Annotated in this window: 13 protein-coding genes; 3 read left to right on the top strand and 10 right to left on the bottom strand. The window is 36.4% G+C overall.

Annotated elements, in window-relative coordinates:
- Positions 1-11: 11 nt before the first annotated feature.
- Positions 12-935 (top strand): RluA family pseudouridine synthase, encoded by a 924-nt coding sequence (locus QNH20_RS06825; RefSeq protein ID WP_283922141.1) that lies wholly within the window; start codon positions 12-14, stop codon positions 933-935.
- Between the two features lie 70 nt (positions 936-1005).
- Here the strand turns inward: QNH20_RS06825 and QNH20_RS06820 are convergent, their stop codons facing one another.
- Entirely contained in the window at positions 1006-1260 is a 255-nt protein-coding gene (locus QNH20_RS06820; protein WP_283922140.1) for a GlsB/YeaQ/YmgE family stress response membrane protein, read from the bottom strand.
- A 365-nt stretch (positions 1261-1625) separates the two neighbouring features.
- On the opposite strand from QNH20_RS06820, the gene QNH20_RS06815 reads away from it, so the two are divergent.
- Complete coding sequence (locus QNH20_RS06815) at positions 1626-2243, top strand: DUF47 domain-containing protein (RefSeq protein ID WP_283922139.1); 618 nt, start codon at positions 1626-1628, stop codon at positions 2241-2243.
- 11 nt (positions 2244-2254) lie between these two features.
- A complete protein-coding gene (locus QNH20_RS06810; protein WP_283922138.1) occupies positions 2255-3256 on the top strand; it encodes an inorganic phosphate transporter in 1002 nt (333 codons plus the stop codon).
- Between the two features lie 155 nt (positions 3257-3411).
- On the opposite strand, the gene QNH20_RS06805 is transcribed toward QNH20_RS06810, so the two are convergent.
- The 9 genes from QNH20_RS06805 to deoC form a co-directional block, all read right to left on the bottom strand.
- Positions 3412-6660 carry a hypothetical protein gene (locus QNH20_RS06805; RefSeq protein WP_283922137.1) on the bottom strand — a complete coding sequence of 1083 codons (3249 nt, stop codon included), beginning with the start codon at positions 6658-6660 and terminating at the stop codon, positions 3412-3414.
- Positions 6657-8069 carry a glycosyltransferase family 2 protein gene (locus tag QNH20_RS06800; protein WP_283922136.1) on the bottom strand — a complete coding sequence of 471 codons (1413 nt, stop codon included), beginning with the start codon at positions 8067-8069 and terminating at the stop codon, positions 6657-6659. Before QNH20_RS06800 ends, QNH20_RS06805 begins: the two co-directional genes overlap by 4 nt.
- A gap of 3 nt (positions 8070-8072) precedes the next feature.
- The gene (locus QNH20_RS06795) at positions 8073-9110 is read right to left on the bottom strand and encodes a HEAT repeat domain-containing protein (RefSeq protein WP_283922135.1); all 1038 of its coding nucleotides are present in this window, start codon (positions 9108-9110) and stop codon (positions 8073-8075) included.
- Between the two features lies 1 nt (position 9111).
- Positions 9112-9552, bottom strand: a complete 441-nt coding sequence (locus tag QNH20_RS06790) for a response regulator transcription factor (protein ID WP_283922134.1) — start codon at positions 9550-9552, stop codon at positions 9112-9114.
- A gap of 75 nt (positions 9553-9627) precedes the next feature.
- Complete coding sequence (proC, locus tag QNH20_RS06785; protein WP_283922133.1) at positions 9628-10431, bottom strand: pyrroline-5-carboxylate reductase; 804 nt, start codon at positions 10429-10431, stop codon at positions 9628-9630.
- Positions 10432-10453: 22 nt separating this feature from the next.
- Positions 10454-10966, bottom strand: coding sequence for a DUF3189 family protein (locus tag QNH20_RS06780; protein WP_283922132.1), 513 nt, complete (start codon positions 10964-10966; stop codon positions 10454-10456).
- A 136-nt stretch (positions 10967-11102) separates the two neighbouring features.
- Positions 11103-11501, bottom strand: a complete 399-nt coding sequence (locus tag QNH20_RS06775) for a cytidine deaminase (protein ID WP_283922131.1) — start codon at positions 11499-11501, stop codon at positions 11103-11105.
- Between the two features lie 25 nt (positions 11502-11526).
- Positions 11527-11697, bottom strand: coding sequence for a XapX domain-containing protein (locus QNH20_RS06770; protein WP_283922130.1), 171 nt, complete (start codon positions 11695-11697; stop codon positions 11527-11529).
- Between the two features lie 24 nt (positions 11698-11721).
- Positions 11722-12396 (bottom strand): deoxyribose-phosphate aldolase, encoded by a 675-nt coding sequence (gene deoC / locus QNH20_RS06765; protein WP_283922129.1) that lies wholly within the window; start codon positions 12394-12396, stop codon positions 11722-11724.
- Between the last annotated feature and the right edge of the window lie 137 nt (positions 12397-12533).

Here is a 12533-nt window from a genome sequence, read left to right as displayed (position 1 = left end):
AAGGAGAAATTATGTTAAAAACGGTACGTAAAGGCGAGTGGTTTCACATTATTGTCCCAAAAGAATGGGAAGGCACAACAGTTGAAGAGATTTTTCGTCAGGTATGGGAAGCTCCCAAAAAATTAACTCATCATTTTCGGACAGAGAATAAGGTTTTGGTAAATGGCAGCCGTATTAATTGGAATTTGCCACTAACTCCCGGCACAACGCTGCAAATACAGCTCTTTGAAGACGAGGATCCCCAAGTAATCCCGTATTACTATGATATTGACATCCTATTTGAAGATGACCATGTTTTAGTGATTAATAAGCCGCCATTTATGAACACTCATCCTAATAACCCTTTGAAGGATTCAAATACACTTATTAATGCTGCTGCATTTTATTTACAGTCTAAAGGGGAAATAAGAAATATTCGACAAATTCATCGATTAGACCAAAATACCACAGGGACAATCCTATTTGCCAAGCATGCGTTAGCAGGAGCAATTTTAGACAAGATGTTAGAAAAACGAGACATAAAACGAACCTATATTGCTGCCGTACATGGACTGCTTCGGCAAAAAAAAGGGACAATAAATAAACCAATCGGCCGTGACCGTCACCATCCGACGAAAAGAAGGGTTTCTCCAACAGGCCAGGAAGCAATTACCCATTATCAGTTGTTAAAAGATGATAAAAACAAACAGCTTTCATATATGAAATGTTGGCTTGAGACAGGAAGAACCCATCAAATCAGAGTCCATTTAAGTCACTTAGGACACCCAATAGTTGGGGATACATTATATGGGGGACAGCCAGTGATATTAAGGCAGGCACTGCATGCTGCTAAACTGGAATTCAGCCACCCCATGACTAAAGAAAAGTTGGTCTGTCATGCTCCCATTATCGGTCAATTAGATATCTTTAAAAATATCGACGTTTATTCAATATAACCTCTTTTAAATTGGAAAAGCCTCCCGAGACTGGGAGGCTTTCTACATCCATGGTTTTATTTCCATTGTTTTAATCGGCTTTTCTAAATGCTCGCATAATGAAGCTTACCAGGAGAACAAGTACAACTGCCCCTATAATTGCTGGGATTATTGCAAAATCAGCTACACGTGGCCCCCAATTGCCAAAAACCGCTGTTCCAAGCCATGCACCAACAAAACCAGCAATGATATTACCAATAATTCCACCAGGAATATTCTTTCCAACAAGAAGCCCTGCCAACCATCCAATAATTCCACCTACAATTAATGACCAAATGAAGCTCATTATAGAACACTCCTTTTTAGTATCCGTCATTTTGTTTATTAGCAGGCAGTAGTGGAAAGTTTTTTCTTGCTGCCTGTACTTTTAAAGTACCCAATTCTCTAATTTATACTCATAAAAGATTTAAAAACGGAATATGAATCTACTTCTCCATTTACCCTTTAACATCCTAAAAAGCATTGTTTTACATAAAATAATAATACCAAGCTAAAAATAAAAAAATACTTATAATCAATTAAAATATTCAGAAAATTCAAATGTTAAGTTTTTGTAAATTTAGTAAAGAAATTATTTCTTTTTTCGACATTTTTCAAGTAAAATGATTAAGTTAATGAACAACTTACGAATGAAAAATTGGAGGTAATCAAATGGCTTTCAAAAAAAATGACAAATTTTCAATATTACTTAGCAACATTTCCGCTAACCTTAAAGAAAGTGCAAATTTCTTTACCGAATACAAATTAAAAAATGTTAGTGATTTGAAAATTTTCTCAGAGAAAATGAAGGATTTGGAAACTAAAGGAGATTCATATGTTCATGAAGTTATTAAAGAATTAAATGATGCATTTATTACTCCGATTGAACGTGAAGACATTCTTCAGCTTGCTATGAGCATGGACGATGTGCTTGATGGACTTGAAGGATCTGCTGCACTTTTCGAAATGTATTCGATGACGCAAGCAGATGAATTTATGTTGAAATTTGTAGAAGCAATTCAAGGTAGTGTTCATGAAATCGATAAGTCGGTTGAATTACTTTCAAATAAAAAATTACCTCAAATTCGAGAACATGCCATTAAAATTAAAGATTTAGAATCAAAATGTGATAATATTTTACGACAATCGATCAAACATTTATTTTCTATTGAAAAAGATCCAATCCGCATTATTCAATATAAAGAAATTTATGAAAATCTAGAGGAAATCGCTGACAGCTGTCAGACAGTCGCAAATACCCTTGAATCCATTATCATGAAAAATGCATAAGGAGCTTAAAAATGAGCCTTGTTTTAATTTTAACCATTTTAATTGTTATTGGTGCCCTTGCATTTGATTTTATTAATGGTTTCCATGATACAGCAAATGCAATCGCAACTTCTGTTTCAACTAAAGCACTAAAACCCCGCCAAGCCATTTTATTGGCAGCAGTAATGAATTTTGTTGGTGCTCTAACATTTACTGGTGTTGCTAAAACAGTTTCAAAAGATATTGTTGACCCATTTACATTACATAATGGCTCGGTAGTAATTCTAGCTGCACTACTTGCGGCTATCTTTTGGAACTTACTTACTTGGTATTTCGGGATCCCAAGTAGTTCTTCCCATGCGATTATTGGATCTATTGCAGGTGCAGCGGTTGTAGCAGAAGGATTTCATGCTCTGAACTATAGTGGTTTCATAAAAATCCTTGAAGCACTTATCCTTTCTCCAATCTTAGCTTTTGCATTAGGCTATATTGTGTATAGCATTTTTAAAGTGGCTTTTAAAAATTTTAATTTAACAAAAACGAACCGAAATTTCCGGTATATACAAATTGCAACGGCAGCTTTGCAATCTTATTCCCACGGAACGAATGATGCTCAAAAGTCGATGGGAATCATCACCTTAGCCCTTGTTTCCAATAAATATCTTGATCCTGATGCTGGTATTCCTTTTTGGGTACAATTATCTTGTGCAATTGCAATGGGTTTAGGTACCTCTATTGGTGGTTGGAAGATTATCAAAACAGTCGGCGGGAAAATTATGAAGATACGTCCAATTAATGGTGTTGCTGCTGATTTAACCGGTGCCGCTATTATTTTTGGTGCGACATTTATCCATTTACCTGTTAGTACGACCCATGTTATTTCTTCAGGTATACTAGGAGTAGGTGCTTCACATCGTCTTAAAGGAGTAAAGTGGGATACAGCTCAACGGATGTTAATTACTTGGGTTATTACCCTTCCTATAACAGCATTAATTGCCGGATTTACTTATTTCATTTTAAATCTATTCATTTAATTCAAAAAACCAGAGTGTACTTTCTCTGGTTTTTTGAGTATTTCTGCTAAATATTAATGAAGACAGTTACCGATCTCCTTTATGTTTCCCCTAAGGAAATACCACCGGTCTTTTTAGACTGGTGGTATTTTTGAAATTCTTATTCTTTTTATTCCTTACTTTCTTTCCATTAAATCGGTTGTCCCGTATATTTCCGCCATCATCTGGTAAGAATCCTTTAATCTTTCATGAAATATTGGATTGTCCCAGCTTTTCCAGTTATATAAATATGCATCTTTTTGCTGAAGCATGCCATTAGCCGATTTGGGAAGTGTTTGTTGAACCTTACCGTCCTCTGTCGCGACGACAGCAACCCGTATTCCGTTTGTTTCAGCGCTAGCTGATAAACCGTTTTTCCACAAATCACCCATTACTTCCTTTAAGCTTGGATCCTTAAAATTCAATAGCTGCCATGGGATCCTGCCTTCAATCACTTTTTTATCGGTGCTAATGCTAATATCCGTTAAAGAATCAAACTTTTCACTTGCTGGATTGGCATTCCCAAACCTTAGTACTCCTGTTTCTTCATCCTGAAATTCAATCGTTGTTTTAGTAGAAGGAATGGTTAGTTCTTTATTAAGTGCCAGACGGATGGGATGAAACACCCCATTATCCTTTTGGGATGCATATGGTTCCTCCCGAATCATGTTTAAGAGCTTTGCATACTGGTAATAGAATGAATCATAATAACTATCGACCATTATTCTGGAGTCCTTCGGCCCTGTCAATTTGATGAAAAAATCAATTCCATAATCTGTTTGAACCTTTGTTTTATCGTTTAAAGCTATCATCGTTTGCCCTTGATTGCCGATTGTATCAAGCAATAAGTAAACTCCCTGGTTTGCTAGTTCAACTGGCCGATTATATTTAATCAAAAAATACAAATAGCCGCTGTCAGATGTAAGACGAACTTCCCTTAAAGGCTCCTGTTTATTTGAAGACCGATACCCTTTTTTTACACCTGCCAGTTCCCAATCGGCGGATACACCATCCACCACTATTCCTGTTCCCCTTTTACCAGATTCAAAACCAAGCAAACCAAAATGCTGTTCATTTGTTTGCTGATTGTTCCAATATGGACGGCGGTCGGGATTATCGAAATCCATCGTATTCCAGGTTCGCTTAAACCATTCATCCTGCCACGTAAAAACAAGTCCACCTGCATACCCTTCTGAGACTATCGATTGGTACAAACGGCTATCAATTTCTCCCTGCTGTTTCTCTGAATGAAATCCTTGATTCATCCCATACGGATTCTTATGGGTTATTCCCCTAGATGACGGCACACCAAATTCTGCAACTAAAACAGGCATTTGATGAACGGAGCGAAGCTCATGCAGGTAACCTGCATAATTATTTTTCTTTCCACTAGCATCCTCATAGTCAAGATATTTTTGTTCATAGTTAAGAAAATCGGGGTAGTAAGGATAGATATGATAGGAAGCAAACAGACCCGCTTGAAAGGAATTTGCAGCCTGAATATGATTCGGGTCAATTGAAACTATGTCCTCATTCTCAAGCGGTTCGGCAGGATGGTTCAACAAATCGGTTGTTACCCAATTCGTAAAGCTCATCGAATGCTGCCAGTTGTATTGATTTGCTTCATAAGCTGCAGCATAGTCCATCATGCCCGCAAGCCAAACCTCAAACGGGCTGGCATTCTCCGTTTTAAAATAATCACCTTTTAATTGAGCAGCTTCTGCATGAAGTACATTAGTATTGGTCACCATTGCTGGATCCCATTCTGTTCCAATAATCAAACCAAGGACATACTTGGAAATATCATATTGATATTCACCTGATGCATGTCCAGGACGTTTAGCAAGATTGGCATTCCCATGAATAATATCAATCATATTTTTTATTTCCAGCTTAGCGTCATCCACATTCACCTTCGCAAACGCATCCTGTGTATCGATTAAATTCTCCTCATTTACCCATGTCCCATGGAACAGGTATAAAGGTTTTTCCGCCAGTTGATTATATTCATAAAATGCCTCGTAGAACTGTGGCGGGTGAAGTGTATAAATCCTAATGGCATTGGCATTCATCGCTCCAATTTCCTTAAACCAACGGAAATACTCTTCTTTGGTAATCGCTGTTTCACCTGGAAAATAACCTGGCTTTCCAATTCCCATATTAACTCCCTTGATTAAAAAGTCCTTCCATTTTCCATTCTTTTGGATTTGAATATAAGAATCTCCTGTCTTACTATTTGTCTTCACACCGTCATGTTGTACTATTTCAATTTCTTCTTGAGTCTTTACTTGCTTCAGACCATTTTTTAAAATATCCTTCATCATCGGTACATACGCTTGCCAGTAAAAAGAATCTTTTGCTCCAAAAATTCTTTTCCATGTATCAAAGCCCTTCGTTTGATAAATTTCAGGCACTTCTGCCTCATCAGCATAATCTCCAGAAAAATAGTAGGAAGAATACTTTGCATTTTGGTGATAAATGACTGCCGGAAAATGATCTGGAATCCCATATCCTTTAAGCTTTTCCTTTGCAGATGATGAAATCGGCAGTTTATAAGAGGCCAAAACTTCATTCTTATCCATAGGCTCGATAATATCGAACCAATACTGGTACTTCCCCTTTATTTCATGGGTAAAATGTTTTTTTCCCTTATCTGTTAATTGAAGCAGGAGCCCATTATCCATCACATCTTTGTTTGCAATCACCACAACATAATCATTGCTGCTGACAAAAACAAAACCTTCTCCATTAAAGGTCCATTTTTTGTTTTGCTTCTGATAATTATCCTTTACCCATTCAGGTACTTCCCGACTATTAAGATCTGAAAAATATCGGCCAATCCAGCCAGACCATTCAACATTAAGTAAATTAGCAATTTCAGCCTTTGCAGTTTCTGAGGTTGGACTTGCAAACGTATTAAATTCCGCGATCAACGTTTTCCCTTTTGAATGAATTAGTGTTTTTTCAATTTGATTAACCTCACTCGATTTAAGGCCACCATAAATTTTTGCTGACCTTTTGCCTGAGGGGTTCTCTCGATAAAAGTCATCTTTATATACACCATATTGGTCTGTCAAATAGAAAACATCATATTGATTTAAGTCCTTAGGTAAGGGATCTATCGTATATTTTTTTTCAGTTTCTGGTACAAATCCCTTATAATCCTGTTTTTCAGAATAAGGTTTTTCTCCATTTTTAAAGTATTTTGCATTGTTTAAAATCCAAACCAGCCCTTTATGTTCGCGGTATGTTGGATTAGGCACCGTTTTATCTACGATTAATACATTTAATTTTTTGGAAGGCTCGATTTTCCATAACCAAAAGGGGCATGTCATAAATATAATGAATAGAACTGCATAGATTATTAATTTGGTTTGTTTCTTCATTCTGATACACCTTTTCTCTTCATTTCTCCCCAGCTTGTATCCCCTTTTAGCATTTGCCATATACCTTCGCAACGCCAAATAACAGTCATCGGCCTATACCAAATGGTTTCTGTTAAAGAATATAGGAATAGCTTAAAGATATCTGATACCTTTGGATACTTTGTTAAACTCCATTCCTCTAAAAGAACTGCTGCCATCGAAAAAATCGAACCATATAATAAAGATAATAGAAATAATAAAATAGCAAACTCAATATAGATTCCACCAAGAAATAAACAAAGAAGCATAAAAATATATCCGAATAATTCGATTATCGGGCCAAAAAACTCGACGATCCAAAAGTATGGAAAAGCTAGGAGTCCGATTGAACCATACTTAGGATTAAAAGTTAATTTTCTATGAATCCATAAGCTCTCAAATAGCCCCCTATGCCAACGTCTTCTCTGTCTTCTTAAAAAGGTAGTATCCTCTGGTACCTCTGTCCAACAAACAGGATCAGGGACATAGACAATCTTCTTCTTTTGTCCTTTTTCCTTTAAAAGGCGGTGCATTCTCACCACTAATTCCATATCTTCTCCGACCGTATCAGTTCGATACCCTCCTGCAGCAACCACCCAACTCTTTGAAAAAACTCCAAAGGCACCGGAGATAATTAATAAGAGATTGTGCCTGCTTAGTCCAATTCTTCCCATTAAAAAGGCACGTAAATACTCAATAATTTGCATGACAACTAAAGGTTTATCTGATAAGGCAATCTTTTGAATACGGCCGTTTTGAATTTGACAGCCATTCGCAATCCTTACACTGCCTCCGGAAGCAATCACTTCCTCATTGGAGTCGATAATCGGCTTCATCACCTTTAAAAATGCATCCTGTTCGAGTACAGAATCACCATCAAGAGAGCAAAAATAGGGATAATGAGAAAAATTAAGACCAACATTTAGTGCATCCGCTTTTCCTCCGTTCTCTTTATTGATAAGAAAAAGATTTGAAAAAATGGCGGATTGATAAATCTTTCCTATTGGTTTCGTGTTTATTTGTTTTCGAACAACTTTTTTTATTTCTTTCATATCATAGTGATCTATCATTTTATCGAGGGTGTGATCAGTTGAACCATCATTCACAACAATCACTTCGAATGCAGGATAATTCACACTTAATAAGGAGCGTACACTATGGACAATCCCTGCTTCTTCATTATAGGCCGGGACAATGATCGAAATGGGTTTTGTATATATTCCCTCCATATAATCTTCATAGACCTGAACACGATCAAGTTTATATTCCTTTCGAAGCTGCAACATCGAAATAAGCAAAATAACTGTGTAAAACAAAATGACAATCACCATATAAACGGCAATGAACAAAGTAAAAGCAGTAACAATATCTTCCCACTGAAAAAATGGCATCGTTTATACCCCTTTATGCAGCCATTCCCAGGCCATATCTTTTGCGAAAACATCATTAGATGTTTCTAACACCTTACGTAAAATATCTTTCCCATTTGCAAATTGACAGATAGACTGTCCAGCTTGGTAACGAACCCACCACGATTGATCATGCAAAAGCTCTATTAATCCTGGCATTGCTTTTTCTACTTTTAATGAACCAATTAATTTAGCAGCTATCATCCTTTCCTCCCATTTAGTAGAATAAAGTAGATCTAAATATGGATTTATATTTTTCACATAGCCAATTTCCGCTAATGCCTTTAAAGACCTTAGCTTTACTTCTCCTGTGTTGCTATGAATACTATTTTCAATGAAGGGAAGATAACTTCTCTCTCTTTTTATTGAAATAACTTCAAGAACGGCCTTCTGTAAGGGAAGCTCAGCTTTATAAAAATGAAGAACAAACTGATCAAATTGCTGCTTCTCTATGCGAATCAAAATATGACGGTAATCATATTCAGATAGGTACTGATAATTATTGGTAAGCATTTGGAATAGTGGTTGAAATTGAAATAATGCAAGGATTCTTAAGATATGTACTAGTTCTTCATGGGAAAGTCGATTCTTTTTCGTTAACCCATAAACATCATCTAAAAGTGATATCATATTAAAATCATCAATATGATATAGGGTATTCATACGTGTACTCCACTTTTTACTTTTAAGCTGCTTTCGATAGTATTCAGTTAAATGCATTGATGCAAATTCGGTTAAACGTTTACTTTCTTCCTCACCTTCTAATACATTTGCATAGCGGCTAAGCAGTTCTTCGATTGCCTTTTGCTGAAGGGGCGATTCCGGAGTTAATGCCCTTGAATAACTTCCTTCTGTTAGCAATTGAAAAATGAGAGGATTATATATTTCTTTGTATTTTTCAATTTTTTCCCTTCTCTTTATATCTATCGCTTTTCGAATCGTTAAATACACTAATAAAATTACCAAGATACATAAAATAGAAATGGTTAGAACTGAAAGGATAAATAATTCATTATTTGGCATCTTATTTAATCCTTTTAATTAACCGTTGTATTCTTGCTTGCAGCTCCGTAATACTAAATGGCTTCGTCAAATAATCGTCTGCACCGAGTGTTAATGCCCTCTTAATATCAGGCTCACTTTTTCTCCCCGTAAGCATGAGAACATAAATCCCCTGTCTATTTTTATCACTTTTCACCTTTTTTAAAACTTCCATTCCGTCCATTTCTGGCATCACACCGTCCAAAATTAAAAGATGTTCACCTGATTCTTCTAAGCGGCGTGATTCCAAAAATTGAATGCCACTCTCAAACTCTATTAAATCGAGTTTATAATCGTCAAAATTCATCATTTTAATTGTCCTTATTATTATCGATCGAATAAATTCCTCATCATCAATAATCGAAAATAATATTGTTTTTTTCTTTTGATTTAATAATTCTGGTTTAAGCGAATTAAAATACATAAAATTACTACCCCTTAATTGCAATGTGTCTATATAAAAACAGGACCCAACTTTCAGGACCCGAAACTCAATATATTAATTCAGTGTTGTTACTTTTTTTGTACAGCTCTCCATAGCTGCCAAAATCGCCCCGCGAAATTGCTCCTTCTCCAGCGTTGCAACTGCTTCAATGGTTGCGCCGCCAGGTGTACAAACATCATCTTTAAGTTCTCCCGGATGTATTCCTGTCTCTAATACCATTTTGGCTGCACCTAAAACGGCCTGAGCAGCAAGCCGATAAGCTTTATCTCTTGGTATTCCTTGACGTACTCCCCCGTCAGCCATTGCCTCTAATAACATGTAAACATATGCTGGGGAGGAACCGCTTATGGATGGGACGGCATCCATGAATTTTTCCTGCAAACGCTCGGTTTTACCAAAACAATGGAACAAACGCTCCACCTCAATTAGTTCATCCTCGCTAAGATAATCATTTGCACATATAGCACTCATTCCTTCACCAACTAATGATGGTGTATTTGGCATTGTCCGGACAGTTTTTACTTGAAAGCCAAATGCCTGTTCTATATCCTGTAAGGTAATTCCTGCTGCAATGGTGACAATGATAGCATTTTGTTTAATATTCTTTTTTATTTCTTCAATGACTGCACCGTGAATGTCAGGTTTCACTGCAAGGATCAATATGTCTGCAAACCTTGCAACGTCTATGTTAGATAATGATGCTTTTATACCGTGTGTCCTTACGATTTTATCTATCGTTTTTTCTGTTGCCGCACTTGCCATAATATCTTCTTTAGGAATCATATTAGATTTTACAATTCCTTCGATCATAGCTTGGGCCATTTTCCCCGCTCCAATAAAACCTATCTTTTTAATCATTTTGCACTACACCCTATCTCTCTTACTTATACAATTCATTTTCTAATATAATGACATTTTCCGCAAATGTTTTTCTTCCGACTTCTTTTGTATTTTCAACCAAACGATAAACATTATCACAGCATTGTTTGGCACCCTTCACTAATAACGGCACCCCAATAACATCGATTTTTAATCCTCTTGAGAAAAATCCTCCCATTGACATTGTAAAGGGAACTGTTGGTGAGGTATTGGAAAAAACAATTTTTTCATCGAATTTAAATTTTTCTTGAAGTAATAAACTCATTTCTTTTAAAGCCGGAACGACTAATTTATTCCTTTTCCGTCCAAGTGTATAAACGGAGTTGCCCTCGTCATCACACCCATGGAAGATAAGTTTTCCGAAATCTTCCTTTGTCAATTTATTGAAAAATTTTACATTCAATATTTCCTCTGTTGTAAGTTTCCGTTCTGATTGAGGCAGTTGTTTTAAATGATAAGCGGCTGCCAATGCAGTGGTATGTGTCCCGCCATAATCATTATAAATATAAATCATCGTATCATCCCTTTTTAATTCTCTAGGTATATTATGTACTTTTATACTTCCTTCAATTCTAGAGATGATACCCATTAGGGAAATACAATAAAAGAGAAGCTAATCAATGATGAATAGCTTCTCTTTTGTATAACTATTATTTAATTAAATCTTTAGGAGAAAATGCACCGGGAAGAAGATCTTTAACTTGGATTCTTTGAATATCGCCTTTTAAATTTGTTAGTATGACTTCCATTTCAGCATCACAAAGTTCAGAAATCACCTGGCGGCAAGCGCCGCATGGAGAAACTGGTCCATCAGTATCCGCTGTAACAACGAGGGAATCAAATTGAGTTACCCCCTCAGAATAAGCTTTAAACAAGGCCGTCCGTTCGGCGCAGTTTGTCATACCATATGAAGCATTTTCTATATTACAGCCATGATAGACCATACCCTCTTTTGATAAGAGTGCTGCGCCCACCTTAAATTTAGAATATGGAACATATGCAAATTCTCTTGCTTTATTTGCTTCTTGAATAAGCACTTTTTCTTCCATCCTACTCACGCTCCGCCAGGGAATATTAATGCTGGAAAAACTTCATAATCCATTCAAGTAAAACGCCGCCAAAATAAACACCGAATACACCAACAACTGCTGAAAATACAGGGGGTGCAGGCAATGGCAATTTTAAAAATTTAAACAGCATACCAACAAGTAATCCTGCAAATAATGCCATTAAAACTTCTTTCATTCGGTTCCCCTCACATTTATATTATTAATAGTTATTATTAGATAGCTCACCTTTAGCGATGGAAACACCGGAACTAGCTCCAATGCGGGTTGCTCCTGCTTCTACCATTGCCAATGCATCTTCACGGCTGCGGACACCGCCGGACGCCTTCACACCAATTTCAGGGCCGACCGTCTGACGCATTAAGCGGATATCCTCAACTGTTGCTCCTCCTGTCGAAAAACCAGTAGATGTTTTCACAAAATCTGCCCCTGCTTTTACAGAAAGCTCACATGCTCTTACTTTTTCTTCATTAGTTAATAAGCAAGTTTCGATAATAACCTTCACTAATGCCTTTCCCTTTGCAGCCTCCACAACGGCACGAATATCTTTTTCAACCAATTCATCCTGCTGATCTTTAAGCGCCGCAATATTGATCACCATATCGATCTCATTTGCGCCGTTTTCAATTGCATTAATTGTTTCAAATGCCTTCGTTTCCGGTGTTGAAGCACCTAGAGGGAAGCCTATTACGGTACATACTTTCACTTCTTTTGTATCTGAAAGCATTTCAGCAGCAGTCCTAACCCAAGTAGGGTTAACACAAACGGATGCAAATAAATATTCTTTAGCTTCCTCGACAATTTTTACGATTTCATTTCTAGTAGCGTCTGCTTTTAATAATGTATGATCAATCATTCTAACAACATTTTGATTCATTTTTATATCCTCCCACTTATTAATAAAATTATTTATCATTTCATTGTTATTTATCACAATTTAACTATAACAAAGAATATGAACATTTGTAAATGTCTTTTTGAACAAATGTAAAAAAGTATATAAAAAAAACAGCA

Origin of the sequence: Neobacillus sp. WH10, assembly GCF_030123405.1 — a bacterium.
Classification (GTDB): domain Bacteria; phylum Bacillota; class Bacilli; order Bacillales; family Cytobacillaceae; genus Neobacillus.
The sequence above is the reverse complement of the archived record's forward strand: the minus strand, read 5'-3'. Positions and strand labels throughout refer to the sequence as shown.